Origin of the sequence: Curtobacterium pusillum, from assembly GCF_013359865.1 — a bacterium.
GTDB classification, from domain to species: Bacteria; Actinomycetota; Actinomycetes; order Actinomycetales; family Microbacteriaceae; genus Curtobacterium; species Curtobacterium pusillum.
In genome coordinates this window covers 33,230-58,379 of sequence record NZ_JABMCE010000074.1, presented here as the reverse complement: position 1 = coordinate 58,379, position 25,150 = coordinate 33,230, and the positions used below count along the sequence as shown (strand labels likewise).

Below are 25,150 nucleotides of genomic sequence, written 5' to 3'. Positions count from 1 at the left end.
CGGAACACCGGTGTTCGTGCGGTGAACACCCGCATGCGTGGGTTCCGTCCACGAACACCGGCGTCTTGCGAGTGGGTCTAGCTCTTGATGTACGGCTTGCCGGACGCGGCGGGACCGCGCGACTGCCCGACCAGGCCGGCCACCGCGAAGATCGTCACCACGTACGGCAGCATGAGCAGGAACTCGCTCGGGACGGGCGAGTTGATCGCGCCCAGCGTGTTCTGCAGGTTCGACGCGAAGCCGAACAGCAGCGCCGCGAGCGTGGCCTTGATCGGGTCCCACCGGCCGAAGATGACCGCCGCGAGCGCGATGTAGCCCGCGCCGGCGGTCATGTCCTTGGTGAACGGACCGACCGCGTCGAGCGTGAAGTACGCACCGCCGAGGCCCGCGATCGCACCGGCGAGCGACACGTTCCAGAACCGCGTGCTGGTGACGTCGATGCCGACCGTGTCGGCCGCCTGCGGGTGCTCGCCGACCGCGCGGAGACGCAGGCCCCATCGGGTCTTGAACAGACCGAAGGTGACCACCGCGACCGCGACGTACGCCAGGTAGACCGTGACCCGCTGCTCGAAGAAGACCGGGCCGATGACCGGGATCTGGTGCAGCACCGGGATCGGGATGATCGGGAAGCGGACGCCGATGTTCAGCGTCGTCTCGTTCGGCGACAGGACCTGCGAGTACAGGAAGCCGGTCAGACCCGAGATGAACGCGTTGATGACGACACCGACGATGACCTGGTCGACGAGGTACTTGATGCTGAACGCCGCGAGGATGAACGACACGAGCATGCCCGCGACGAGCGCCGCGACGAGGCCGACCCACGGCGAACCGGTGATCGACGCGACCATCGCGGAGCTGAACGCGCCCGCGAGGAACTGGCCCTCGATGGCGATGTTCACGACGCCGACGCGCTCCGAGATGACGCCGCCGAGGGCACCGAACACGAGCGGGACGCTGAGGCTCAGTGCACCGAGCAGCAGGCCGGGGATCGGCAGGGCCTTGCCGGCGGCGGCCCAGGTCAGGAACCCGACGACGAAGACGACGGCGAAGACCGCGGTCACCCAGATCGGCACCCGACGGAGCGACCGCGTCTCGATCAGCGCGTAGACCGTCAGGATCGCCAGCAGGACGACCACGACGATCCCGGTCCCCACGGCCGGCAGCGGCACGTCCGGGAGGGCGAAGAAGTCGCCGGCGTTCGCGAGCCGGAACGTGGTGGTCCCGGTGCGGGGCAGCAGCGCGAAGAGCACGAGCGCGAGGACCGTGAAGACGGCGTACCCGATCGGGAGCTTCCAGCTGCGGGTGGTCTCGACCGGACGGCCGGCGAGGGGCGACGCGGGCGCCGCGGTGGGGCTGATGGTGCTCACGCGGCGACCGCCTTCTTGCTGTTCTTCGTGCCGACGCGACGGCGAGCGCCCGGCTGCGGGATCCGGAAGATCGCGCGGACGAGCGGCGGGGCCGCGATGAAGAGGACGATGAGGGCCTGGATGACGCCCACGATGTCGATCGGGATGCCGTTCGCCGCCTGCATGGCGTAGCCGCCGTTCTTCAGGACGCCGAACAGGATCGCGGCCCAGAACACCCCCCACGGCTTCGAGCGGCCGAGCAGCGCCACGGTGATCGCGTCGAAGCCGATGCCGGCGTCGATGCCCGAGGTGAACCCGGTCGTGACGGCGCCCTGCACCTGGTACGCACCGGCGATCCCGACGAGGGCACCGGAGATGACGAGCACCCAGATCGTCAGGGCGGGCACGCTCATCCCCGCCACGCGGGCAGCGCGCGGGTTCTCACCGATGGTGCGGAACCGGAAGCCGAGCGACGACTTGTTGACGAGCCACCACACCACGACGACCGCGATGATCGCCACGACGAAGCCGAGGTCGATGCCGTACCGCGGACCGAACAGCGCCGGCAGCACCGCACTGTCCTTCGTGGCGGGCGAGATCGGGTTCGTACTGCCCGGGGCCTGCAGGAGACCGGGCGTGCGGAGCAGGTAGCTCACGAGGTACAGCGCGACGTAGTTGAGCATGATCGTGACGATCACCTCGTGCGCGCCGGTGCGGGCCTTGAGCACACCGACGATGCCGCCCCACACCGCACCGCCGACGATGCCGGCGACGATGGTGAGCGGGATGTGGACCACGGCGGGCATGTCGAACGAGAACCCGACCCAGCCGGCGGCCGCGGCCCCCATCAGGATCTGGCCCTGGCCGCCGATGTTGAACAGGCCGGCGCGGAACGCCAGCGCGACGCCGAGGCCGGCGGCCACGAGCGGCACCGCGTAGTCGATGGAGCGGGTGAGCGGGACGATCGCCTGCTGGAAGGAGGCGGCGCCGAAGTTGAACACCGACCCTTCGAACAGCGAGGCGTAGGAGCCGCCGACCGCCGTGCCGATCGCCCGGAAGGTGTCGGCTGGGCGGGCGAAGAAGTACCCGGCGGCTGCGCGGACGCTCTCGTCGGTGAGGGCGATGAGGATGCCGCAGGCGATGAGGGCGAGCACGACGGCCAGGACCGTGACGAGGGCGGAGCCGTTCAGGATGCCCTGGAGGGCGGCCTGCCAGCGGTCGCCGCCGTCACGACGTTCGGTGTCGTCGGCGGAGTCCGTCATGAGGTGCGGGGTGGTCTCGACGTCCTGCAGGCGGTCGTCGGTGGGCGCCTCGGTCTGCGGGGTGCCGCCCGGCTGTGGGGTCTCCTGCTGCGGGGTCTCCGGCTGCGTGTTCTCTGGCGTGGTGCTCACGCTGCCAGCTCCGTTCCTTCGGGGAGTTCCCCGGCCATCATGAGGCCGAGGACGTCTCGCGGGGTGTCCGCGGGGACGATGCCGACGATCGCGCCGCGGTACATCACGGCGATCCGGTCGGCGAGCGCCACGACCTCGTCGAGCTCCGTGGAGACGACGATGACCGGGACGCCGGTGTCGCGGGTGGCGACGATGCGCTTGTGCACGAACTCGATCGAGCCGACGTCGATACCGCGCGTGGGCTGCGCCGCGACGAAGAGCCGCAGTTCCCGGCTCAGCTCGCGGGCGAGCACGATCTTCTGCTGGTTGCCGCCCGACAGCCGACCAGCGGCGGTTGAGCGGCCCGGGGTGCGGATGTCGAACTCGGCGATCTTCTCGTCCGCGAACGCGTCGCGCTCGGCCGACCGGATGGTGCCGGCGCGGACGAACTCGGCGTGGTCCGCCCGGTCGAGCATGAGGTTCTCGGCGATGGTGAACTCACCGACGAGACCGTCCTCCTTCCGGTCCTCGGGCACGAACCCGACGCCCGCGTCGAGGACCTGCTTCACGCTGCGGCCGGTGAGCTCGCGTCCGTCGAGGGTGATCCGGCCGGTGCGCACGGGCTCGAGGCCGATGATCGCCTCGGTCAACTCGGTCTGGCCGTTGCCCTGGACGCCCGCGATGGCGAGGACCTCGCCGCGGCGGACGGTGAACGAGACGTCGTCGACGAGGACGATGCCGGAGGGGTCGGTGACTGTGAGGTTCTCGACGACGAGGGCGTCCTCGCCGCCAGTCGACGGCTCCTTGTCCACGACGAGGGACACGGCGCGGCCGACCATGAGCGCGGCGAGCTCGTTGTTGGTCGCGGTGGGCGATGCCTCGCCGACGACCTTGCCGAGCCGGATGACGGTGATGCGGTCCGCGACCTCGCGCACCTCGCGCAGCTTGTGCGTGATGAAGACGATGGCGGTGCCCGCTTCGCGGAGCTGGCGCATGATGCCCATCAGCTCGTCGGTCTCCTGCGGGGTGAGGACGGCCGTCGGCTCGTCGAACACCAGCACCGAGGCGTCGCGGGACAGCGCCTTGATGATCTCGACGCGCTGCTGCACGCCGACGGGGAGGTCTTCGACCTTGGCATCGGGGTCGACGTCGAACCCGAACCGCTCGGAGATCTCCCGCACGCGCTTCCGGGCGCCCGCGAGGTCGAGCCGGCCGCCGAACGTGGTCTGCTCCTGCCCGAGCATGACGTTCTCGGCCACGGTGAAGACCGGCACGAGCATGAAGTGCTGGTGCACCATGCCGATGCCGGCGCGCATGGCGTCACCGGGACCGTCGAAGTCCTGCACGACGTCGTCGAGGAGGATCTCGCCCTCGTCCGCCTGGTACAGGCCGTACAGGACGTTCATCAGGGTCGACTTGCCGGCGCCGTTCTCCCCGAGGAGGCAGTGGACCTCACCCGGCTCGACGGTGAGCGAGATGTGGTCGTTGGCGACGAGGGGGCCGAACCGCTTCGTGATGCCGCGGAGTTCGAGCTTCATGGTGTCAGGGTCTGTTTCTGTGATCGGCGCACGGGAACGCGGGCGAGGGACGTTCCCCCGCCCGCGTTCACCGGACTACTTGACGGTCGCCTTGGTCTCGACCTTGATGGAGCCGTCGATGATGCCCGACTTGATGGTGTCGAGCTCCTTCTGGAGGCCCTTGTCGACCTTCGACGCGTAGTCGTGGAACGGCGCGATGCCGACGCCGTCGTTCTTCAGCGTGCCGACGTACGGCTCGTTGGAGAACTTCTTGTCCGCGGCCTGCTCGACGACGTCCTTCGTGGCGGGCCGCATGCCCTTCTCGACGGACGTGAACGCGATGTCCTTGTACCGGGGGTCGGCCTCGTAGAGGTCGCTGTCCGCACCGATCAGCACGGATCCGTTGCCGGCGTCCTTGATCGCCTCGGCGGCGGACTGGTAGATGGGGCCGCCGACGGGGAGGATCACGTCCGCGTCCTGGTCGATCAGCGTCTGGGCGACGGCCTTGGCCTGGGTGCCGGCCTCGAAGCCGCCCGTGAAGGAGCCCTTCTGGCTGTCGACGTTCCAGCCGACGACCTTGACGTCCTTGTTCTTCTGCTCGTTGTAGTACTTCACGCCGTCCGCGAAGCCGTCCATGAAGATCGTGACGGTCGGGATCTGCATGCCACCGAAGGTCCCGACGACGCCGCTCTTCGAGTACGAGGCGGCCGCGTAGCCGGCGAGGAACGCCGCCTGCGAGGTGTCGAAGGTGATCGGCTTGACGTTCTTCGCGTCGATCGAGTTGTCGTCGATGATCGCGAAGTCGGTGCCGGGGTTGGCCGCGGCCTGCTTCTTCGTGGCGTCGGCGAGGTTGAAGCCGACCGTGACGATGAGGTTGCAGTTCTGGCCGACGAGCTGCTCGATGTTCGAGTCGTAGACGGTCGCGTCCTTGGACTCCGCCTTCTTGTAGGTCGCGCCGAGGTCCTTGGCAGCGTCCTGGAGACCCTCGTAGCCGAGCTGGTTGAACGACTTGTCGTCGAAGCCGCCGGCGTCGGAGACCATGCAGGGACGGAAGTCGGTCTTCTTGGCCGACGCGGTGTCGGACGGGGCGGCCGAGCAACCGGCGAGGACGGCGACGGTGCCGGCGAGCGCGAGGGAGCTCAGCAGGACCTGACGGGTACGAGATGTCACGGGTGGGTTCCTCCGGGGAGCGTGCCCGGACCACGTGCGTTCCGGGCGATCGTGGCGACAGTACACGACCGCCCGGCCGGTGCAGAACGACCTTTGATCGGTCTGTGGATCAGTTACGGGATCGCGACCGCGCCGTAACGCGCCCGTAACGGGGAGTCATGCGCGCACCCCCAGAACGGGGGGTCACTGTGGTGGAGCGCTACAGGACGTCGCCGCGACCGCTGATCTTCAGCGCATCCACCACACCCTTGACCCGCTGGGCGTTCTCGCTCGTCGTGACGAGGAGGGCGTCCGGGGTGTCCACGACGACGATGTCCTCGACACCGATGAGCGAGATGAGCCGCTGACTGTGCGCGACGACGATGCCGCTCGACGAGTCCGCGAGGATGCGCGCTCCGTCGCCGAGCACCGCGAGGTTGTTCGCCCGCCCGCCGGACTGCAGCTTCGCGAGGGACGCGAAGTCACCGACGTCGTCCCAGTCGAAGTCGCCCGGGACGACCGCCATGCGTCCGGCTGCGGCCGCGGGCTCCGCGACGGTGTAGTCGATCGCGATCTTCTCGAGGCCGGGCCACACCGCGTCGACGACGGCGCCGCGGGCCGAGGTGTCCCACGCCTCCGCGAGCTCCTCGAGCCCGGCGAGCAGCTCGGGCTTCGTCCGGCCGATCTCGGCGAGCAGCACGTCGGCGCGGGCGATGAACATGCCCGCGTTCCACAGGTACGTGCCCTGTTCCACGTAGGAGCGTGCGGTGTCGAGGTCGGGCTTCTCGACGAACGACCGGACCGCGTGCGCCGTCGGGGCGCCCTCGATGCCGAGGGTGTCGCCGTGAGCGTGGATGTACCCGAAGCCGATCGCGGGCTCGGTGGGCGTGATGCCGATGGTCGTGACGTACCCGGCGCGGGCGGCGGCGACGGCCTCGCGCACGGAGCGACGGAAACCGCGCTCGTCGCCGATGACGTGGTCGGCCGCGAACGAGCCGATGACGACGTCCGGTTCGCGACGCCGGAGGATGGCGGCGGCGAGACCGACGGCCGCCGTGGAGTCCTTCGGCTCGCTCTCGAGCACGACGTTGTGGTCCTCGATGCCGGGCAGCTGCGACTCGACCGCGGCGCGGTGCGCCCGACCGGTGACGACCATGATGCGCTGGTCACCGGAGAGCGGTGCGAGCCGGTCCCACGTCTGGCGGAGCAGCGACGTGCCCGAACCGGTCAGGTCGTGCAGGAACTTCGGCGCGTCCGCGCGCGAGAGCGGCCACAGCCGTGATCCGATCCCGCCGGCCGGGATGATCGCGTAGAAGTCCTCGAGTGCGTCTGCCACCCGCTCACCGTACCGGGCGGTCGAGGGCGTTCCTGGGCGTCCCCCGCAGGATTCCCGCATGCGGGGACCCGCACGGCCTGTTCACCGCGTGCGCGCGCTCCGTTCACGTCGACGGCCCCACCGGGTCACGCGACGCGTGCAGCATGGGCCTCGCCATGAACGCACGCAGCGTGGAGCGCGGCACGTCCCAACGGACCGTCGCCGTCGTGACCGAGAGCTTCCTGCCCACCCTCAACGGCGTGACCACCAGCGTCCTGGCGGTCCTGGACCACCTGGAGCGCCGCGGTCACCGCGCGGTCGTCATCGCGCCGGACACCCCCGGCATCGCGCAGTTCCGCTCCCGGACCGAGGTGGAGCACTACCGCTCCTTCGACGTCCACCGGATCCCCGCGGTCGCGTACCGCCAGTTCCCGGTCGCCCTCCCCCACCCCGTGCTCGACACGATCCTCGCCGCCTCCGGCGCCGACGTCCTGCACGCCGCCAGTCCGTTCCTGCTGGGCGGACGCGCGATCACGGCTGCCGGGAGGCTCGGCATCCCCTCCGTCGCCGTCTTCCAGACCGACGTGGCAGGGTTCGCCCGCCGCAACGGCCTGACCGCGACCGTCCCGCTGGTTCGCAGGATCCTCGGGCGGATCCACGCCGGCGCGTCGCTGACGCTCGCCCCGTCGAGCGCGACCGCTGCCATGCTCGCCGACGAGGGCGTGCCCCGCGTCACGCGGTGGGGCCGCGGCGTCGACACCGAGCTCTTCCACCCGTCCCGCCGGCACGCCGCGCACGTCCGCGCGCTCCGCCGGCGCATCGCGCCGGGTGGCGAGACGATCGTCGGGTACGTGGGTCGGCTGGCACCGGAGAAGGAGGTCGAGCGGCTCGCCGAACTCGGCGGCATCCCCGGCATCCGGCTCGTGGTCGCAGGAGGCGGTCCCTCCAGGCCCGTGCTCGAGCGTCGGCTGCGCCACCTGGACGTGACCTTCACCGGCCCGCTGCGCGGCGACGCGCTGGCGGACGCCTACGCGTCACTGGACGTCTTCGTGCACACGGGTCCGGCGGAGACCTTCGGTCAGACCCTGCAGGAGGCGCACGCGAGCGGCCTGCCCGTCGTCGCGCCCGCCTCCGGCGGTCCGCTCGACCTCGTCGCTCCCGGACTCGACGGCGAACTGTACGACCCGGACGAACCGCAGGCGCTCCGCCGGGCCGTCCTGCGCCTCCACCGCGACCGCGCACTCGCCGAGCGGATGGGGTCGGCCGGGCGCCTGCGGGTCGAGGGGACCACGTGGGAGGCGATCGGCGACGAGCTCCTCGAGCACCACGACACGGCCCGCACGATCGGTGCGCCGCCCGCCACGACCCGGGGTGCCCGGACCGGGTGGAACGAGAAGGTCGGCGCGCGCGCATAGGATGGTCGTGTTCCGAACGAACACGAACGGCAAGGGCTCGCCGATCGGCGAGCCCGTCCTATGGGAGGGCGCGCTCATGGCCGAGCAGACCGGAGGGGGTACGGCGACCGCCGTGCCCGATGTGACGATCGAGGCGCCGCGTGCCTCTCGGACGCCGCAGGGCACCCTGTACCGCGGCTCGACCGGCATGTGGTCCTGGGTCCTGCACCGCATCACCGGTGTCGCGATCTACTTCTTCCTGCTCGTGCACATCCTCGACACCGCTCTCGTGCGGCTCTCCCCCGAGGCGTACAACGCGGTCATCGGCACGTACAAGACGCCGATCATGAACCTCGGCGAGATCGCCCTCGTGATGGCGATCGTGTTCCACGCGTTCAACGGGCTGCGGATCATCCTCATCGACTTCTGGTCGAAGGGCCCGAAGTACCAGCGCGCCATGTTCTGGATCGTGATCGTCCTCTGGGTGATCGCCATCGCCGGCTTCCTGCCGCGCCAGCTCATGAACCTCGTCGCGGACTTCAACTAGGGGGCAACGAAGATGACCACGCAGACCATCGAGCCCCCGCGCTCGGCAGCAGCAGCCCGTCGCACCACCAACTGGGAGAAGTGGGGCTGGATCTACATGCGCGGCTCGGGCGTTCTGCTCGTCGTGCTGATCTTCGGCCACCTCTTCGTCAACATGGTGGCGGGCGAGGGCGTCAAGCAGATCGACTTCGCGTTCGTCGCCGGCAAGTGGGCGTCGCCGTTCTGGCAGGTGTGGGACTCGCTCATGCTCGTCCTTGCGCTGATCCACGGCTCGAACGGCATGCGGACGATCGTGAACGACTACGTGTCGAAGCCGGGCATCCGGAAGACCCTGCTCGTCGCGATCCTCATCGCCTGCGTCGTGCTGGTCGTCCTCGGCCTGCTCGTGTGCTGGACGTTCGACCCGTGCCCCGCCGGCGCCGCCGCCGCGGACCTGCCGTCGTTCTGCCCGGCGCAGTAGTCGCTCGCAGCGTCGCCGCGACCTCGTACCCGCCCGCCCGCCCACACCCTGCCGGCGCGGCCACCACTTCCTGAAAGGCCCCAGTGACCGAGACCACCGTTCACCACCACCAGTTCGACATCGTCATCATCGGCGCGGGCGGTGCCGGCATGCGTGCCGCCATCGAGGCCGGCCCGAAGGCGAACACCGCCGTCATCTCGAAGCTGTACCCGACGCGCTCGCACACCGGTGCGGCGCAGGGCGGCATGGCGGCGGCCCTCGCGAACGTCGAAGAGGACTCGTGGGAGTGGCACACCTTCGACACGATCAAGGGCGGCGACTACCTCGTCGACCAGGACGCCGCCGAGATCCTCGCGAAGGAGGCGATCGACGCCGTCATCGACCTCGAGAACATGGGCCTGCCCTTCAACCGCACGCCCGAGGGCAAGATCGACCAGCGTCGCTTCGGCGGGCACACGCGCGACCACGGCAAGTCCCCCGTCCGCCGGGCCTGCTACGCCGCGGACCGCACCGGCCACATGATCCTGCAGACGCTGTTCCAGAACTGCGTGAAGCTCGGCGTGAACTTCTTCAACGAGTTCTACGCGCTCGACCTCATCATGGTCGACGTCGTCGGCGAGGACGGCGTCACCCGGAAGCAGCCGGCCGGCGTCGTCGCGTACGAGCTCGCGACCGGCGAGCTGCACGTCTTCCACGCCAAGGCGATGATCTTCGCGACCGGCGGCTTCGGCAAGATGTACAAGACCACCTCGAACGCGCACACCCTGACCGGTGACGGCGTGGGCATCGTGTGGCGCACCGGGCTCCCGCTCGAGGACATGGAGTTCTTCCAGTTCCACCCGACCGGACTCGCCGGCCTCGGCATCCTGCTCACCGAGGGTGCCCGCGGCGAGGGCGCGATCCTCCGCAACGCCTCGGGCGAGCGGTTCATGGAGCGGTACGCCCCCACCATCAAGGACCTCGCGCCGCGCGACATCGTCGCCCGCTGCATGGTGCAGGAGGTCGCCGAGGGCCGCGGCGCCGGGCCGAACAAGGACTACGTGCTGCTCGACTGCACGCACCTCGGTGCCGAGGTCCTCGAGACGAAGCTGCCGGACATCACCGAGTTCGCCCGGACCTACCTCGGCGTCGACCCCGTCGTGGAACCCGTCCCGGTGATGCCGACCGCGCACTACGCGATGGGCGGCATCCCGACGAACACGAACGCCGAGGTCCTGTACGACAACACCACCGTCGTCCCCGGCCTCTACGCCGCCGGCGAGTGCGCGTGCGTCTCCGTGCACGGCTCGAACCGTCTCGGCACGAACTCGCTCCTCGACATCAACGTCTTCGGCAAGCGCTCCGGCAACAACGCCGCGGAGTGGGTCAAGACGGCCGAGTTCCTCCCGCTGCCCGAGCACCCCGAGGCCGCCGTCCGCGACATGCTCGACCAGCTCCGAGCCTCCACCGGCACCGAGCGCATCGCCGTGCTCCGCAAGGAGCTGCAGGACGAGATGGACAAGAACGCGCAGGTGTTCCGCACCGACGAGTCCCTCGCCCGTGTCACCGAGACCATCCACGAGCTCCGGAACCGCTTCCTGCAGGTCTCCGTGCAGGACAAGGGCAAACGGTTCAACACCGACCTGCTCGAAGCCGTCGAGCTCGGGTTCCTGCTCGACCTCGCCGAGGTCGTCGTCTACTCCGCCCGGAACCGCAAGGAGTCGCGCGGCGGCCACATGCGCGACGACTACCCGAAGCGCGACGACGAGAACTACATGCAGCACACCATGGCGTACCTGACGGGCGACCCGCACTCGTCACTCGCCGACGACCACATCACCCTCGACTGGAAACCAGTCGTCGTGACGCGGTACCAGCCGATGGAGAGGAAGTACTGAGATGACCGACACCCTGGTCTCCGACGCACCCCGCACCGACACCGTGCAGGACGCCCCTCCCGGATCGTTCCCCGTCACGGTGATCATCCGCCGCTTCGACCCGGACGTCGACGACGAGCCGCGCTGGCAGGACTTCGACGTCATGATGCTGCCGACGGACCGCATCCTCGACGCCCTGCACAAGATCAAGTGGGAGCAGGACGGATCGCTGACGTTCCGCCGCTCCTGCGCGCACGGCGTCTGCGGGTCCGACGCGATGCGCATCAACGGCCGGAACCGTCTGGCGTGCAAGACGCTCATCAAGGACCTCGACGTGTCGAAGCCGATCTACGTCGAGGCGATCAAGGGCCTGCCGCTCGAGAAGGACCTCGTCGTCGACATGGAGCCGTTCTTCAAGTCCTACCGCGAGGTGCAGCCGTTCCTGCAGGCCAGCACGGCGCCGGAGAAGGGCAAGGAGCGCGTGCAGTCCGTCGCGGACCGTGCCCGCTTCGACGACACCACGAAGTGCATCCTCTGCGCCGCGTGCACGTCGTCGTGCCCGGTGTTCTGGACCGACGGCCAGTACTTCGGGCCGGCCGCGATCGTCAACGCGCACCGCTTCATCTTCGACTCCCGCGACGACGCCGCGAACGTGCGGCTCGACATCCTCAACGACAAGGAGGGCGTGTGGCGCTGCCGCACGACCTTCAACTGCACGGACGCCTGCCCCCGAGGCATCCAGGTCACGAAGGCGATCGCCGAGGTCAAGCAGGCCGTCATGCGGGGCAAGGCGTGACCCCGGTCCGACGCTCGGCGTCGTCCAAGGCTCGCCCGAGACACCACCGATAGGCTCCGCTCCATGACGTTCGCGGAGACCCGCCCCATCCTCGACCAGCTCGGCTACACGATCCGCTACGTGCAGCTCCCAGGAGAGACACTGCACGAGCCGCCCGTCGAAGGCGCGCTGCGGATCGTGCCTGCCGAGCACGCGGGCGACTTCGCGCTCGAGGTCGTCGACTACGGCACCGCACGTCGGCTCGCGACCGCGCGGCGCGAAGAGGACGCCGTGGAGATGCTCCGCCGGTTCCTCAACCGCCCGTTCCCCGCGCCCCGCGACATCCCCCGGTACGAGCTCGACGGGATCCGGGACCGCGCGGCGTCGACGTACCCGCAGCTCGCGCAGCAGGTCGCGCAGGCCGGCGAGCAGGGCCTCACCATCCAGATCCCGGCGGGCGTCCCCGTCGACCGCATCGGCGGCCCGGACGGCTACCTCCTGCACCCGCTCGACACCCCGGTGCCACAGCGGTCGCTGCCGCCGCACGTGGCCGCGGCGCCGGAGACGCACCGCTACCTGGTGGAGCGGCCGTTCCTGGTGACGGTCAGGTTCGTGCAGCCCTGGTTCGAACAGCCTGGAGGCGCGCTCCGGTTCCAGACGGCGGATCCGTCCGTCACGGTGCGGGACCTGGTCGTGGACGGCTCGCTCTCCCGCCTCCGGGTGGTCTGACCCCGCGTCGCTGCGCGACGCCACGAGCACGACGAAGCGGCCCTTCCCTGACGGGGAGGGCCGCTTCGTCGTGCTGCTGCTACCCGAGGTCGGGGCGGTCGTACTGCGCTCCCGCCGGGTTCGCCGGCAGGCAGCCGAACACGATCGCGGCCGGACTCGCGATGAACGAGACCAGCCACAGCGGGCCGGGCAGGTTCGCGTCGTGCATCCGGCGCCAGGAGAGTGCGAGATTGGGCACGATCGTACCGATGCACCACACTCCGAAGAGGATCAGCAGGGCGAACGCCCAGTACGGCGGCGTGCCCTCGGTGCGGGTGTACCCGTACTCATCGGTGGACGAGTGGCCCGCGCTCCAGGAGAGGAGCACGGCGATGAACCCGCCGTAGAGCACGATCGTCACGATCGCGTTGGCGAGGATCCAGTACCAGTACTCACTGCGGCTGGCGCGTCCGTCGAACCGGGCGTACTTCTTGAAGAAGCGGATGAAGGCGTCGAAGAACCCGACGCCGTACCAGGGGGCCCACAGCGGTGGGGTTCCGTCCGGTCCGACCGGGATCGGCTGTGGGACCTGCGCGTAGGGCTGGCCGTACTGGGGCGCCGCGCCGAACTGCTGCTGGCCCCACTGAGGCGGCTGGCCGTACTGAGGCTGCTGGCCGTACGGCTGCTCGCCGTTCGGCGGTCCCCACTGCGGGGTGCCGTCGTTCGTCATCGTCCTCGCTCCGGGCGTTCGAAGCGAGCCCCCGCGGGGTTCGACGGCAGGAGTCCGAACACAAGCCCGACGATGTTCACGAAGATCGCGATGATCCACAGCGCGCCGGAGAGGTTCGCGTCGTGCAGCCGACGCCACCCGAGCGCGAGGCTGGGCACCAGGACCGCGAGCCCCCAGAGAATCGAGATCACGACCGCGATCCAGTACAGCCCGCTGAACGAGCCGGTGGTCTGCCCCGTGGACGAGTCGACCTGGATGTCGGAGGTCACGACGCCGATCACCGCGATGATGGAAAGTACGAACGCCACGATGACGTTCGCCAGGTACCACCACCAGAACTCGCTCCGGCTCGCACGACCACTGAAGGTCGCGTACTTCTTGAAGAACCGCGAGATCGCCCCGCCGAACGAGATGCCGTAGTACGGCGCCCAGAGCGGCGGCTCACCCCCGGGTCCGGTCGGTGTCGGCTGCTGCCCGTACGGGTTCTGCGGCGGGTACTGGTCACTCACGGGGTCCCCCTGTGTGTCGGCTGACAGTGTCGGCTCAGATTCAACCAGAACGACGACACCCCCGTCAGTTCGTGACGGGGGTGTCGGGACGGCGGACCGACGGTCAGCCGCGATCGGGTCGGTCGTACTGCTGGCCGTGCGGAACGGTGCCGATCAGGCCGACGATGAGCGAGAACAGCACCCCGATCGGCGGGATGATGAAGAACAGCGCGAAGTAGCCGCTGAGGTTCACGTCGTGCAGCCGACGCACGGTCAGGGCGATGAACCCGATGAACGTGGCGAGGCCCCAGAGCCGGACGAGTTGGCTCGACCAGTCGTGCGCGAAGGGGAGCCCACCGAACGCCGATCCGACGATGCCGACCGCCACGGACCCGATGACGTACCAGAGCGCCCAGAACCAGTACTCGCTCTTGCTCGCGCGGCCGTCGAACCGGACGTACTTCTTCCAGAAGCGCAGGAACGCCTGCGGGAACGGGATCCCGTACCAGGGCGCCCAGAGCGGGGGCTGCCCCTGCTGCTGCTGCCCGTTCGGCGTCGGCACACCGTACGGGTTCTGCCCGCCGTACGGCTGCTGGCCGTAGGGCTGCTGGCCGTACGGCTGCTGCCCGTACGGCTGCTGGCCGTACGGGTCCTGGTTCTGGCCGTACGGCGGCGGGTACTGGTTGCTCACGAGTTCGATCCTTTCGGCTGCGTGCACACGCTGTCGATGCACACAGAGTCAAGCACGTCCACGCCCGCGAGCGCGTCACCCCAGCGGAGGACCCGGCCCGCTCAGGGGATGAGCGCGAGCTTGCCGCCGGGGTGCTGCGACTCCAGCAACTCGGCGGCCGCCTTGGCCTCGGCGAGCGGGAAGGTCCGCGCGACGGGCACCTCGAGCTCGCCCGCTCCCGCGAGGTCGATCAGCCGCTGGCGCACCGAGTCCCGGAACGCCTTGCTCTCCGGCTGCCCGCCACCCACAGCCGGGAAGCCGTCGCGCGCCGCTCGACCCTGCGCAGCGATCGTCACGATGCGGCCCCGGTCCGCGACCAACGCGAGCGAGACGTCGACGGCCTCGTCGGTCCCGACGCAGTCCAGTGCCACGTCGACACCGGACGGTGCGAGTTCACGGATCCGCGTCTCCAGGCCGTCGCCGTACGCGACCCACTCGCCACCGAAGCGTCTGACGGTGTCGGCGTTGCGCTCCGAGGCGGTCCCGATGACCCGCGCGCCGAGCGGGCGGAGCAGCTGGAGGAGGCTGACCCCGACCGCACCGGACGCGCCGTGGACGACGACCGTGTCGCGCCCCTCGGCGCGCGTGACGCGGATCATGTCGGCCGCCGTGGCGGCGGCGAGCAGGAGGTTCGCCGCCTCGGGGAAGCCGAGCGTGGCGGGCTTCGCGAAGACGTCCGCAGCGGGCACCGTGATCCTTTCCGCCCATCCGCCGGCGACGCGGAAGGCGAGGACTACGTCGCCGACGGCTCCCCCGCCGGAGGCGATCTCGGTGTCCGGGCCGACGGCACTGAGGACCCCGGCGACCTCGTAGCCGACGGCGATCGGCAGGTCGGACGGATCCCCTTGCCGGGTGTGCTTCGTGTCGGCGGGGTTCATGCCGGCGGCGCGGACGTCGATCGTGACCTCGCCCGGTCCGGGCGCAGGGACCTCGACGTCGACGTACTCGAGGACTTCGCTGCCACCGAACCGCGGGGCCACCCAGTGCTTCGTCATGGGTCGGACGCTACGCCGGTCACCCGAACGCGTCTGGGCGCGGCCAGCCGGCGAGCCGCACCGCTGCCGGTCGATCCAACGGCCGGCCGAACGCGATCCCCGGGCGGGCGAGCCACGAGGAGCCGCCCCAGACTTCGATGACGGGTTCCGCGCCGAACGGCACCCGTCGCGTGACACGAGGCTCGCCGGACACGACGGTGACGCCGTACTCGACCGCTGCGACGGCGACCTCGGGGTCCACCGAGGCGACGTCGGTGTCGGTGAACGGTGGTGGAGCGCCCTCGAACAACGGCCACAGCCGCTCGTAGCGGTCGTCGACGGGGAGCCCGGACGACCAGCTGTCCATGTGGGTCCCGTGGACGGCACTGCGGACGGGCTCCCAACACGCCTCCGGCAGGAGGTTCTCCACGACCAGCCGGCGGAGTTCCGCGCACACGATCGAGCTCTGCGCGTCGTCGCGGTACCCGGTGCGACCCCGGGTGAACGCACGGACCAGCGCTTCGGCGGACAGCGTGACACCGGGCCGCCCTGCCGGCTGGAGCCGTGCCCGGTCGTGCTCGACGAGCATCGCCACGATCGCGTTCACCGGGATGTCCCGCAACCACATCATCCGCACGACGGCAGCGGAGGCGAACGAGCGCCCGGACGGCGGTACGAGCCGTCGGACCCAGCGCGTCTCGCCGTCTGCGAGGGAACGCCACGTGAACACTGCCGCTGCGTCGTCGGATGCATCGACCACCCCGACCGGTAGCTGAGGACAGGCGAGACTTGCGTCCAACGGGATCGTGATGTCAGTGGACCGCCGGAACGCGATGACCAGCCGCTCGGCATCGTCGACGTGCGAGCACGAGGCGACGACGGACTCGGTGCCCCGCGACCGTTCGATGAGGTCGACGCCCGTCGGCCCTCGGTCGATCAGGAGGGCCACCTCGTGGTCGCCGCATTCGAACAGCGTCTCGGGGCCCCGCCGGATGCCGTCCAGGGTTGCCGGAGCGTCCGGTCTGTTGCCGGTCAGGTGGCCGAGCGCTGGCGCGTGCGGAGCATCGTCCGTGCTCAACTCCCGAGGACCGCCGGCGAGTTCGAAGGCCCGGATCGAGTCAGCCTGCAGCCCACACCAGACGATCGACTCGAGTTCGACGTTCGCCACCGTCGCGAACGCGGCGGCGTCCCGGCTGCGGCGCACGCTGAACCTCGACTGCTCCGGTGGGTCGTCCGAGGTCCGCGTGACCGTGACCACGGAGCCGTCGACGGTCGCCGACGTGCCCGCGGGGACATCGTCCACGGTCCGCCGGACCCACTCCTCCGTCGAGAGCCCCTCCGCAGCGCGGAGCTCTCGCACGGCCTGCAGCGCGATGTACCGCGCGGCATCCTCCGGAGCGTCGAAGACCGTGCCGGTCTCCGTGACGACGCCGCGCGAGAACCCACGCTCCACCACTCCCTCGGGGAGCACGTCGTACCGGAAGCGCGTTTCGAGGTCGCCGAACTCCACCCGGTCGGGTTGCACCGTCGCATCGTCGAACCCCACGCGTGCGAGGAGGTTGCGCAGCACGGCGAGTGTTCGATCACTGAAGGCGCGCTCGTGGGGCAGACTCGTGCGACCCGTCACGACAAACCGGGCTCGACGGTCACCGCGATGCGGTGCGCCAGGTCCTCGTCGATGACGTGCGGGTAGTTCGAGCCGTACTCCCACCACGAGGAACAGACACCACACCGGTAGAGGTGGCACTGGTACTCGAGGCTGACGCCGATCAACTTCGGCTGGTCAGAGTTCGAGATCCAGAACTCACGACAGAACGCGCACCCCTGATCGTGGAACTGGATCGTCTCGGGCATCAGCTGCGGTGGCCCGTCAGCTGTTCCGCGGCGCACTGGCCACGATCGACTCGACGACCTCGGGGTCGATCTGGAAGCCGTCGGCCGACCCCGGATCGATCACGACACCGCCGCCAGGTCGGACACGGCGGAGGACGTCCAGGCCGCTCATCGTCGTCGCGTACGGCACCATGTCTCCGAGCGAGGACGCCCGCTCCAACGTGGTGAACACCGCCACGTACGTGGCCGCGCCCACGGCGTAGGTCACGGGCTCGAACGCACCGAGGCCGTCGTCGAGCGCTGCGCCGGACGGGACGACGACCTTCGCGACCACGAACGTCCCGAGTTGGCCCCGGAAGTCCACATCGCCCGAGCTGGCTGCCTGGACCTCGTCGATAAGACTCGGCGGTGTGGAGCTGCCTGGCACGTCTGCTCCCTGTTGCTCTCGGTGGTCAACCGCAGTTGGTGCACGGCGCAGCACCGCGAGGGTTCGAGCACCGTGAGCGCGGTCGCCGGGCTGACTCGGGTGACCCGTCACGCCGCCACGGTTCCGCTCGATCATTCAACGCCAGTCCCAGGAGAACTTCCACTCGAGCGCATCGAACGCTGCCGAGTCGAGCTCGGGGTGGAGTCGCGAAAAGTTTTCCTTGAACAGGTCCATTCCACGGATCAAGTCGTTGTCGACGGACGCCCAGTCGATCTGCGACAGGGTCTTGTAATCGCGCATGATCTCCTCGAGATCCCGTCGAACGGCGTCGGACGTCGACTCCACCGCACCCCACGACTCACCCGGGGTCGCACTGCGCCCCTTTCCGATGAGTTGCACGACTGCCTGACTGAGGGCGGCATCGACGACCAACGGGTTTCCTTTCACTCGGGCCAGATCACCCGGGTGTACCCGGATGCCGGATCGACCTGCACGATCTTCGTGACGGCAGGGTTGTTCTTCAGGGCCTCGAATTCGCGCGTCACCCAGATACTGGTGGGTCTGATCCCTGTTCCACCGACCAGGTGTACCTCGCCGCTGGCACCTTCGGCGAACTTCTCCGAGACGGTTTTCCATGCTTCCACCGTCTCCGGCTTGCGGGCGTCGTACTCGGGCATGTGGATGTCGTTCTTGAGCAACAGCTGTTCCAACGTCGAACCGCCGTGCTCCGTCGCGATGCCTCCCGCCACTCCCATCCCGCCGATGTCGCCGGTGCGGCCGGACCAGAACACAGCACCACCAGGTGGGGTTCGGAGGTCCGCAGTGTCCAGGTCGGTGTGCCCGATCGGAGTCTCGATGTTCGGTCGGTCGTGGTACTCGAGGGTGTTGACGACACCGTCTCCGCTGTCCCAAGCCGCTTGACTCTGATCGTGCGGAACGGGAGACGTGGCGGGGAGTTCACGGTCGAAGTCCGGTGATGACGGATCGTTCCCGCCGTCACCGTGGCCCGACGGACCGTCGCCCGTACCGCTCTGTTGCTCGCCGCCGGGCGACGAGTGGGCGTCACCAGCACCGTGTCCGTTCGCCCCGTGGTCACCGCCGGTAGCGTGCCCCGCACCGCCGTGGCCAGCACCGCTGTCGCCCGAGCTCCCGTGTCCAGCGCCGTCGCCGCCACCGTGCGTCGTCGTGCTCTCACCGTGCCCGCCGTGCCCACCGGCACCGACGAGCTCCGGCTCGCGCACCGGCGGCGCCTCGACCGTCGAACCACCGGCGTGCGCGTGCGCGTTCGCGTTCGCATCGGCGCCCGACTCGGACCGTGCCGGCGGGACCTCGGCGTCGCCCCCGTGGTGGCCGTGCATGAAGTCGCCGAGCCCGGTCTTGAAGTCCGCGATCTTGCCGGTGAAGCCGTGCAGGGTGTCCCCGAGCCCGGCGGAGACGACGCCCTTGAGGTCGCCGAGCTTCGGCAGCACCGACGTCAGGCCCTTGGACGCCCAGGCACCCGCGTCGACCAGGTCGAGCACCTTGCCGGCCTTGCCGACGGTGCCGGCGACCTCGCCGACCTTGCCGAGCGCGCCCACCTTGCCGGCCTCACCGGCGACGGGGATGAGCAGTGAGCCGATGCCCCAGATCGCCTGGCCCGCGGCCGTGCCCGGGTCCTTCGCCCACTCGTCCCAGCCGACGGTCGCCTTGCCGAGGCCCTTCCAGGCATCGCCCGCGTTGCCCCAGCTCCACGAGTTGTCGGCGGCGCTGTAGCCGATCAGGGAGCCCATGGCCTTCCAGGAGTCCGTGAGGGTGTCGAGGTGCCAGCCGGTCCCGTCGATGCCGACGAGCTGGCCGAGTCCCTGGACCGTCCCCCAGATGCCGTCGACGACGACGCCCTTGAGCAGGTTCGGCACGAAGTGCACCGTCTTCTCGCCGCAGCTCTCCTTCCGGGCCTCGGCGGTTCCCCAGGGCAGCTCCGTGCCCATCGGGAGCTCCTTGTACCCGTAGCCGAGCGGGTCGTCGGACCCGTCCCCGCTCATCGCGTGGAGCGGCGCCAAGCAGTCGAGGGCGCGGATGGTGTTCGCGCACGTGCGTTCGGCGGCCTGGTAGGCGACGACCTGGTTCGCGACGCCGTTGATGATGTCGTTGTTCTCGCCGTTGAGGGTCTCGTCCTCGTCCCAGGCGCCGTCGTGCGCCTTGACATCGGCCTGCAGCTGGTTGCCGCGCGTCACGTACGTCTTCAGCTTCGCGACGATCGGCGTGACCTCGGTCACGAAGTCGTCGAGCGCCTTCGCCACCTTCTCCAGGTCGTCGCCGAACGCCGTGCCCTGCGGCACGATCGGCGTCATCGCGTCGTACAGCTCCTGGTCACCCGGCCCCTCGTACGACTGCGAGATGGGGGTCCACGCGCTGTGGATGTCCGCGGTACCGTCGCGCACCGCGGACGCCACGGTCCGCAGTTTCCCGGCACCCGAGGTGATCCCGGAGAGATCCACGTCGGTGTACGGGATCGCTCCGACGTCGACGAGCCCACTCATCGCTGCTGTCTCCCCTGATCGCCTGTTGCTAGTTCGCGCCCGGCGCGCCGTCGAAGGCGGCGAAGTCGCCGGTCGAAGCGGCGGACACCGCGTTCGCCTGCGTGGTGGCCGCCATGTGCTCGTCGCCGGCGATGATCGCCTTCGTCGCCCCGGAGGCACCGAGGAGCGACGCACGGATCCGGTTCTGGATCCCGGTGAGGGTGGCCTTCCGGTGCTCGAAGAACCCGGCGACCGCCTCGCCGATGACCTGCGACTCCGCGGCCGTCGCGGCGTCCTGCACGATCGTGTCGACACCCTGCACCGAGCCGTCCTCGGACCCGCCGAGCGCGGTGGACATCGTCGTCGTGCGGTTCGCGACCGAGTTCAGCACGCTCTCCACCCCCGCGGGGTCGACCCGCCAGCCGTCGACCACGTCAGCCGATGTTGCCGACGGCCGACTTCGCCTTGCTGATCGCCGACTGGGCCGACTCGTCGTTCGACTGCAGCGACGCACGCAGCGTGGCGATGATCTGCTTGACCTCGCCGGCGACGGTGTTCCACCGCTGCTCCTTGGCGTGGTACTCGTCCGAGACGCCGTCGGCCTGGTAGTCGGCCATCGCGGCCTTGACGTCCGAGTCGCGCTGGGCGATGAGCGCCTCGAGCTGGGACGCGACCGCGTTGAAGTTGTCCTGCGCGTTCTGCGACGCCGCGACGTCGTAGTCGCGACGGTCTGCCTGGTTGCCACCGCTCATGGTGTTCTCTCCCTCTCCCCGAAGATCCGTCAGGCGCGGCCGCTGAAGCGGGCCGCGTCGAAGTTCGAGCTGCCCTCGAGCGAACTCGTGGACTGCGCCATGTCCTGGTCGCCCTCGTGGAACGAGCGGTCCATGCCCGAGATGCCCTGGAGCACGCTCGAGAGCGCGCCGTTCAGCTCGTTGGCGATGGAGTCCGTCTCGGACTTGAAGCGGTCGAACGCGGCACGGCCGGCACCGTTGAAGCGGCCCTGCAGCGGCTCGGCCGAGTCGGCGAGCCTGCGGACCAGGGTCCCGAGGTCACCGGAGGCGCCGGACGTCTGCTTGGTCAGGTTGGTGAGGACCTGTGCCCCCATTGCGAACTTCATCGCTCATCCTCTCTGTCTTTCCCCCCACCCCTCAACGGGTGACAGCGAACGTCAGCAGCCTAGACCACGTCGGTCGCTCACGTCACGCGGTCGGCCCTCCTTCTGACATGATCGGACGTGCCGATGGGAGGTGAGGCATGTCGTCGATGGTGGTCGAGACCGTGGTTCCGGTCATGACGTGCGGACGCTGCGGCGCCGCGTCCACGCAGGGGCAGCGGTTCTGCACCGACTGCGGCGCGCTCCTCGGCCGGACCGTCGCCGCCGACGGCTACGACGCCCTCCGCGACGTCGCGTCCGCCGGTACCGGCACGGTGGCGCTCGCCCGACTGGTCGACGTCGTCGTGTGCCTGCTCGGTGCCGCCGCGGGCGCCGCCCTCCTCTTCCTCGCGCACACCGCCGTCCCGTCGTCCGACCCGGTGGGAACCGCGATCGCCGGAGCCGTGCTCGGCGTCGTCGTGACGGCCGTGATCGTGGTGATCCGCGCCTCCAGGACCGGTCGTGGGCCGGGCGGCCTGCTGCTCGCCACCCGGGTCGTCGACGTCGACGACGCCCTGCCGGCCGGACCGGTGCGGCAGATAGCGCGCCTGCGCGGCGGTCCGCACCGTCGCGCGTCCGGCTCCGGCCCGTGGGCCGGGGCGACCGGCACGCTGACCGCATCCCTCCGCACCGGTCGTGAGCCGCTCTCCCCCGCCGTCCCGGCGCTCGGCACCGCCTTCGGTGCGGCCGCGTCGGCGGGCGTGCGTCCCGGTTCCGCTCCCTTGCCGGGAGGCGCGGTGCCGGTCGGTCTCGACGCCACCCGTCGTTCCGGCGCCGCGTCCACCCCAGCCCCCGCCTTCGCGGTCGTGCCGCCGCCGACGGCACCGGTCGCCGACGACTCCGTGCCGGTGGACGCCGTCGTGCTCCGGTTCGATTCCGGCGCCGTGCACTGGTTCCGCGGGACGTGCGTCGTCGGCCGCAACCCCGAGGCCGAGCCGGGGGTCGCGACGGTCGCGGTGCCCGACCTCTCCCGCACGCTGTCGAAGACCCACGTCGCGCTCGTGCAGGCCGACGGCGTCGTGGTGCTGCGCGACCTGGGGTCGACGAACGGGACGTCGGTGGTCCGACCCGACGCGTCGTTCGAGGACCTCGTGCCCGGCGTCGACCTCGCCGTCGCCGCCGGATCGTCCGTGCGCATCGGCGACCACGCGTTCGTGGTCGACCGGGTCGGGGCGGCCTCGTGAACCCGTTCCCCGGCGCGCGGGCCGGCGACGAACGTCCGACCGCGAAGCACCCGCTCGTCGACTCGGCCGGCGACGGCAGCATCCGCATCGAGAGCCGCGCCGCGGTCGTGCGCCTCGGCCGTGCGCAGCTCGACGTCCTCCGGACGGCGGCGTCCGCCGGTGCCCGTCCGATCCTCGTCACCGACGGTCTGTCGGTGCTCACCGAGGCGTTCCGGCAGGCCCTCGTCGAGGTCGGCGGGGCGTGGGTCGTCCGCGGCGACGACGGATTGCGCAACGGGCTCGACGGACGCCGGCTCGTCGAGTTCACGGACGCCGTGCGCCTCGGCCCTCCCACTTCGGTCGACGAGGTCGCCGTCGGGTACCTGCGCCCGCAGCAGCCGACCGCCGACCAGCTCGTCGTATCGGCCTCGGTGCGGCACCGCGCCGCCGCCGAGACGGTCCTCGGCACGACGACGGAGCTGTTCGCGACGGAACTCGCCGGAGCCGCTCCGACGGGCTGGGGCACCCACGAACCGGCCGGGCGTCCCTGGGACCGGCACGCACTCACCGCGGCCGCCCGCGAGCGGATGCCGGACCCGACCCGGTTCACCGCCGTGGGGTCCGCCGCGGCACCGGTCGCCCTGACCGTCACGGCACAGCGCACCGAGCACGGCGTCGAGGAGCTCACGACGGGCCTGCTGTCGGTCGGTGCCCCCGGTGACACGCTGTCCGGGATGCGGGTCGCCGCGGTGCCCCAGGTCCTCGGCAGGCTCGCCGCGACGCAGCTGCCGCTGTTCGCCCTCGTGCTCCGCCGTCCCGGCCGCGCCGACCTCGCGCAGGCGCCGTGCCTGGTGCCGCCACCCGTCCCGGTGGCCATGCTCCTCGGGGCACCGGCGGTCCGGCAGCTCGGCCTCGACCCCGACGACATGCGCGGCCGGTTCGGCGCCGTGGTGGCGGGCAAGCCCCGGATCCCCGCGCTCGTGCTGCCGTTCGGCCGCCAGCGGGACCGGAACCCGGTCGAGGAACTCGCCGCCGTGATCGGGCACATCGGCGACGACCGCGTGGCGGAAGCAGTGGGGATGGACGACCGGACGAGGGAGCAGGTGCAGCGTGCCGCGGAACAGTGACTCGATCCTGCTGGAGAGCGTCGCCACGCACCGGCGCCGGCTCCGACAGGCGTTCGTGCTCGGGCGACTCGCCGACCGCCGCCTCGTGAACGACAACGTGAAGCGGTTCATCGGCAGCGTGGTGCTCGCCGCGGTCGTCGGCGTCGGGTGCCTCGGGTACTCGTTCGTCACGAACGCGCTCGCCCAGCAGGCAGCCCAGCAGCAACAGCAACAGGAGACCAAGTGACCGACTTCACCCGCGTGACCGTCGTCGGCGCCGGCCGTCGCGCCGACGTCGTCGTCGCGTCCGACGAACCGTTCGCCGGTCTCCTGCCGCGCCTGGTCGACATCCTCGACGAGCCGATCGCCGACAGCGCCCACCCGGTCGCCCTCGTGCGCGTCACCGGGGAAGAGGTCTCGCTCGCGGCGGACGCCGCCACCCAGGAGATCGCCGACGGCGAGGTCCTGCACCTGGTCCGCCGTGCGGATGCGCCGCCGCCGCCGGAGGTCTCCGACGTCACGGACGCCGTCGCGGACTCCCTCGCCCGTCGCTCGGACGGCTGGGGCACCGCGGCACGACAGGCCGTGGCCGCGGGTGCCGTCGGTGCCACCGCGTCCGTCGTCGGCACCCTGGTGGTCGCCGCGTTCACCGTCGCCTCGGTGCGGGCCGCGTTCGACGGTGGGACCGTCTCCCCCGCGCTGCTGCCGTCCGTGCTCGCCGGAAGCGGGGTCGTCCTCGCGATCGCCGCACTCATCGCCGGGCGCGCCGGTGCACGCTGGACCGGCATCGCCCTCACCGCGGCGGCCACCGGTCTGGCGCTGCCGATCGGCCTCGCGGTCGGCCCGGCCGTCGGGCGCGACGGTGACGAGCCCGCGATGATCGCGGCGGTCGTGCTCGTCTGGGCCTGGATCGCGCTCGGCCTCGGGCTCGGCATCGGCCAGCGCACCAGGACGATCGGCATCGCCTCCGTCGTCGGCGTCGTGCTCCCCCTGCTCGGGATGGTGACCTGGCTGACCCCGGCTCCGCAGGCAGCCGGCTGGGGCGTCGTCGCGATCGCCGCCGTCGTCGCGTGCGGCCTGCTGCCGTCGGCCGCCATGTCCTCCGCCGGTCTCACCGGACTCGACGACCGGGTCAGCGGCGGCGAACCGGTGGCGCGTGACCGCGTGGTCACCGCCCTCGACGACGCGTACCGGGCGTTGGACTGGACCACCGCGGCGGTCGCGGCGCCGATCGCGCTCGCCGGGGCCGCGCTCGTCGCCGACCAGGACCCGTGGGCCATCGGACTCGGCACCGCGGTCGTGGTCGTCGCCGCACTCCGCACGCGCGCCTTCCCGCTGACCCTGCAGGGCGTGCTGCTCTGGAGCGCCGTGGTCGTCGCAGCGGTCCTCGGCCTCGTCGGCCACGCCGCCACCGCACCCGTCCAGGTCCTCGGTGCGCTCGCCGGGCTCGCGGTCGCCGGCGCGCTGCTCGCCGGGCTCCGGCCGGCGGCCCACCAGCGTGCCCGGCTGCGATCCCTCGGCAACGTGCTCGAGACCATCGCCGTCGTCGTCACGCTGCCCCTGCTCCTCGGCACGTTCGGCCTGTTCGCCGCCCTGCTGGAGACCTTCTGAC

Annotated in this window: 27 protein-coding genes; 10 read left to right on the top strand and 17 right to left on the bottom strand. The window is 70.6% G+C overall.

What is annotated here, in order from left to right:
• Nucleotides 1-77: 77 nt before the first annotated feature.
• The 5 genes from HP507_RS08795 to HP507_RS08775 all read right to left on the bottom strand — a co-directional run bounded on the left by HP507_RS08795 (nucleotide 78) and on the right by HP507_RS08775 (nucleotide 6,718).
• The gene (locus HP507_RS08795) at nucleotides 78-1,367 is read right to left on the bottom strand and encodes an ABC transporter permease (protein ID WP_376985141.1); all 1,290 of its coding nucleotides are present in this window, start codon (nucleotides 1,365-1,367) and stop codon (nucleotides 78-80) included.
• Entirely contained in the window at nucleotides 1,364-2,737 is a 1,374-nt protein-coding gene (locus HP507_RS08790) for an ABC transporter permease (protein ID WP_376985143.1), read from the bottom strand. Before HP507_RS08790 ends, HP507_RS08795 begins: the two co-directional genes overlap by 4 nt.
• Nucleotides 2,734-4,254 (bottom strand): ABC transporter ATP-binding protein, encoded by a 1,521-nt coding sequence (locus HP507_RS08785; protein ID WP_175351411.1) that lies wholly within the window; start codon nucleotides 4,252-4,254, stop codon nucleotides 2,734-2,736. The genes HP507_RS08790 and HP507_RS08785 overlap by 4 nt, the downstream gene beginning before the upstream one ends.
• 75 nt (nucleotides 4,255-4,329) lie before the next feature.
• A complete protein-coding gene (locus tag HP507_RS08780) occupies nucleotides 4,330-5,403 on the bottom strand; it encodes a BMP family lipoprotein (RefSeq protein WP_175351410.1) in 1,074 nt (357 codons plus the stop codon).
• Between the two features lie 199 nt (nucleotides 5,404-5,602).
• Nucleotides 5,603-6,718 carry a mannose-1-phosphate guanylyltransferase gene (locus tag HP507_RS08775; protein WP_175351409.1) on the bottom strand — a complete coding sequence of 372 codons (1,116 nt, stop codon included), beginning with the start codon at nucleotides 6,716-6,718 and terminating at the stop codon, nucleotides 5,603-5,605.
• Nucleotides 6,719-6,873: 155 nt separating this feature from the next.
• Here HP507_RS08775 and HP507_RS08770 point away from each other — a divergent pair, with 155 nt between their 5' ends.
• From HP507_RS08770 to HP507_RS08745, 6 genes are all read left to right on the top strand, one after another.
• Complete coding sequence (locus HP507_RS08770) at nucleotides 6,874-8,112, top strand: glycosyltransferase family 4 protein (RefSeq protein ID WP_246328606.1); 1,239 nt, start codon at nucleotides 6,874-6,876, stop codon at nucleotides 8,110-8,112.
• A 76-nt stretch (nucleotides 8,113-8,188) separates the two neighbouring features.
• Nucleotides 8,189-8,638 carry a succinate dehydrogenase, cytochrome b556 subunit gene (gene sdhC / locus HP507_RS08765; RefSeq protein WP_175351474.1) on the top strand — a complete coding sequence of 150 codons (450 nt, stop codon included), beginning with the start codon at nucleotides 8,189-8,191 and terminating at the stop codon, nucleotides 8,636-8,638.
• Nucleotides 8,639-8,650: 12 nt separating this feature from the next.
• Entirely contained in the window at nucleotides 8,651-9,097 is a 447-nt protein-coding gene (gene sdhD / locus HP507_RS08760) for a succinate dehydrogenase, hydrophobic membrane anchor protein (protein WP_175351407.1), read from the top strand.
• Between the two features lie 83 nt (nucleotides 9,098-9,180).
• On the top strand, nucleotides 9,181-10,974 hold the full coding sequence (gene sdhA / locus HP507_RS08755) for a succinate dehydrogenase flavoprotein subunit (RefSeq protein WP_175351406.1): 1,794 nt from the start codon (nucleotides 9,181-9,183) through the stop codon (nucleotides 10,972-10,974).
• 1 nt (nucleotide 10,975) lies between these two features.
• The gene (locus HP507_RS08750; RefSeq protein ID WP_175351405.1) at nucleotides 10,976-11,749 is read left to right on the top strand and encodes a succinate dehydrogenase iron-sulfur subunit; all 774 of its coding nucleotides are present in this window, start codon (nucleotides 10,976-10,978) and stop codon (nucleotides 11,747-11,749) included.
• A gap of 63 nt (nucleotides 11,750-11,812) precedes the next feature.
• Complete coding sequence (locus HP507_RS08745) at nucleotides 11,813-12,457, top strand: TNT domain-containing protein (RefSeq protein WP_175351404.1); 645 nt, start codon at nucleotides 11,813-11,815, stop codon at nucleotides 12,455-12,457.
• A gap of 79 nt (nucleotides 12,458-12,536) precedes the next feature.
• Here the strand turns inward: HP507_RS08745 and HP507_RS08740 are convergent, their stop codons facing one another.
• The 12 genes from HP507_RS08740 to HP507_RS08685 all read right to left on the bottom strand — a co-directional run bounded on the left by HP507_RS08740 (nucleotide 12,537) and on the right by HP507_RS08685 (nucleotide 21,233).
• On the bottom strand, nucleotides 12,537-13,166 hold the full coding sequence (locus HP507_RS08740) for a DUF805 domain-containing protein (RefSeq protein WP_175351403.1): 630 nt from the start codon (nucleotides 13,164-13,166) through the stop codon (nucleotides 12,537-12,539).
• Nucleotides 13,163-13,675 (bottom strand): DUF805 domain-containing protein, encoded by a 513-nt coding sequence (locus tag HP507_RS08735; RefSeq protein ID WP_175351402.1) that lies wholly within the window; start codon nucleotides 13,673-13,675, stop codon nucleotides 13,163-13,165. The genes HP507_RS08740 and HP507_RS08735 overlap by 4 nt, the downstream gene beginning before the upstream one ends.
• A 103-nt stretch (nucleotides 13,676-13,778) precedes the next feature.
• Nucleotides 13,779-14,345 (bottom strand): DUF805 domain-containing protein, encoded by a 567-nt coding sequence (locus HP507_RS18380; protein ID WP_175351401.1) that lies wholly within the window; start codon nucleotides 14,343-14,345, stop codon nucleotides 13,779-13,781.
• Nucleotides 14,346-14,446: 101 nt separating this feature from the next.
• Nucleotides 14,447-15,379, bottom strand: coding sequence for an NADP-dependent oxidoreductase (locus HP507_RS08725; protein ID WP_175351400.1), 933 nt, complete (start codon nucleotides 15,377-15,379; stop codon nucleotides 14,447-14,449).
• A 19-nt stretch (nucleotides 15,380-15,398) separates the two neighbouring features.
• Nucleotides 15,399-16,928 (bottom strand): hypothetical protein, encoded by a 1,530-nt coding sequence (locus HP507_RS08720; RefSeq protein WP_175351399.1) that lies wholly within the window; start codon nucleotides 16,926-16,928, stop codon nucleotides 15,399-15,401.
• A gap of 53 nt (nucleotides 16,929-16,981) precedes the next feature.
• A complete protein-coding gene (locus tag HP507_RS08715) occupies nucleotides 16,982-17,212 on the bottom strand; it encodes a hypothetical protein (protein ID WP_175351398.1) in 231 nt (76 codons plus the stop codon).
• Between the two features lie 16 nt (nucleotides 17,213-17,228).
• Nucleotides 17,229-17,618, bottom strand: coding sequence for an SseB family protein (locus tag HP507_RS18175; protein ID WP_175351397.1), 390 nt, complete (start codon nucleotides 17,616-17,618; stop codon nucleotides 17,229-17,231).
• A 135-nt stretch (nucleotides 17,619-17,753) separates the two neighbouring features.
• Nucleotides 17,754-18,017, bottom strand: a complete 264-nt coding sequence (locus tag HP507_RS08705) for a hypothetical protein (RefSeq protein WP_175351396.1) — start codon at nucleotides 18,015-18,017, stop codon at nucleotides 17,754-17,756.
• Nucleotides 18,018-18,061: 44 nt separating this feature from the next.
• A complete protein-coding gene (locus HP507_RS08700; RefSeq protein ID WP_175351395.1) occupies nucleotides 18,062-20,137 on the bottom strand; it encodes a hypothetical protein in 2,076 nt (691 codons plus the stop codon).
• A gap of 28 nt (nucleotides 20,138-20,165) precedes the next feature.
• The gene (locus HP507_RS08695) at nucleotides 20,166-20,549 is read right to left on the bottom strand and encodes a DUF6507 family protein (protein ID WP_175351394.1); all 384 of its coding nucleotides are present in this window, start codon (nucleotides 20,547-20,549) and stop codon (nucleotides 20,166-20,168) included.
• Nucleotide 20,550: 1 nt separating this feature from the next.
• Entirely contained in the window at nucleotides 20,551-20,868 is a 318-nt protein-coding gene (locus HP507_RS08690; RefSeq protein ID WP_175351393.1) for a pore-forming ESAT-6 family protein, read from the bottom strand.
• 29 nt (nucleotides 20,869-20,897) lie between these two features.
• Complete coding sequence (locus tag HP507_RS08685; protein ID WP_175351392.1) at nucleotides 20,898-21,233, bottom strand: WXG100 family type VII secretion target; 336 nt, start codon at nucleotides 21,231-21,233, stop codon at nucleotides 20,898-20,900.
• 137 nt (nucleotides 21,234-21,370) lie between these two features.
• On the opposite strand from HP507_RS08685, the gene HP507_RS08680 reads away from it, so the two are divergent.
• Genes HP507_RS08680 through HP507_RS08665 form a run of 4 tightly spaced genes read left to right on the top strand, consistent with a single transcriptional unit; the run spans nucleotide 21,371 to nucleotide 25,149 of the window.
• Complete coding sequence (locus HP507_RS08680) at nucleotides 21,371-22,453, top strand: FHA domain-containing protein (RefSeq protein WP_175351391.1); 1,083 nt, start codon at nucleotides 21,371-21,373, stop codon at nucleotides 22,451-22,453.
• On the top strand, nucleotides 22,450-23,559 hold the full coding sequence (locus HP507_RS08675; protein WP_175351390.1) for a DUF6177 family protein: 1,110 nt from the start codon (nucleotides 22,450-22,452) through the stop codon (nucleotides 23,557-23,559). Before HP507_RS08680 ends, HP507_RS08675 begins: the two co-directional genes overlap by 4 nt.
• Nucleotides 23,543-23,785, top strand: coding sequence for a hypothetical protein (locus HP507_RS08670; RefSeq protein WP_175351389.1), 243 nt, complete (start codon nucleotides 23,543-23,545; stop codon nucleotides 23,783-23,785). The genes HP507_RS08675 and HP507_RS08670 overlap by 17 nt, the downstream gene beginning before the upstream one ends.
• Entirely contained in the window at nucleotides 23,782-25,149 is a 1,368-nt protein-coding gene (locus HP507_RS08665; protein WP_175351388.1) for an EsaB/YukD family protein, read from the top strand. The genes HP507_RS08670 and HP507_RS08665 overlap by 4 nt, the downstream gene beginning before the upstream one ends.
• Nucleotide 25,150: the final 1 nt, after the last annotated feature.

Bases quoted from the DNA above. Each gene is read 5' to 3' on its own strand.
- HP507_RS08680 (WP_175351391.1), top strand. From the start codon at position 21,371: ATGTCGTCGATGGTGGTCGAGACCGTGGTTCCGGTCATGACGTGCGGA.
- HP507_RS08700 (WP_175351395.1), bottom strand. From the start codon at position 20,137: ATGAGTGGGCTCGTCGACGTCGGAGCGATCCCGTACACCGACGTGGAT.
- sdhC (WP_175351474.1), top strand. From the start codon at position 8,189: ATGGCCGAGCAGACCGGAGGGGGTACGGCGACCGCCGTGCCCGATGTG.
- HP507_RS08715 (WP_175351398.1), bottom strand. From the start codon at position 17,212: ATGCCCGAGACGATCCAGTTCCACGATCAGGGGTGCGCGTTCTGTCGT.
- HP507_RS08750 (WP_175351405.1), top strand. From the start codon at position 10,976: ATGACCGACACCCTGGTCTCCGACGCACCCCGCACCGACACCGTGCAG.
- HP507_RS08690 (WP_175351393.1), bottom strand. From the start codon at position 20,868: ATGAGCGGTGGCAACCAGGCAGACCGTCGCGACTACGACGTCGCGGCG.
- HP507_RS08745 (WP_175351404.1), top strand. From the start codon at position 11,813: ATGACGTTCGCGGAGACCCGCCCCATCCTCGACCAGCTCGGCTACACG.
- HP507_RS08740 (WP_175351403.1), bottom strand. From the start codon at position 13,166: ATGACGAACGACGGCACCCCGCAGTGGGGACCGCCGAACGGCGAGCAG.
- HP507_RS08785 (WP_175351411.1), bottom strand. From the start codon at position 4,254: ATGAAGCTCGAACTCCGCGGCATCACGAAGCGGTTCGGCCCCCTCGTC.
- sdhD (WP_175351407.1), top strand. From the start codon at position 8,651: ATGACCACGCAGACCATCGAGCCCCCGCGCTCGGCAGCAGCAGCCCGT.
- HP507_RS08725 (WP_175351400.1), bottom strand. From the start codon at position 15,379: ATGACGAAGCACTGGGTGGCCCCGCGGTTCGGTGGCAGCGAAGTCCTC.
- HP507_RS08770 (WP_246328606.1), top strand. From the start codon at position 6,874: ATGAACGCACGCAGCGTGGAGCGCGGCACGTCCCAACGGACCGTCGCC.
- HP507_RS08685 (WP_175351392.1), bottom strand. From the start codon at position 21,233: ATGAAGTTCGCAATGGGGGCACAGGTCCTCACCAACCTGACCAAGCAG.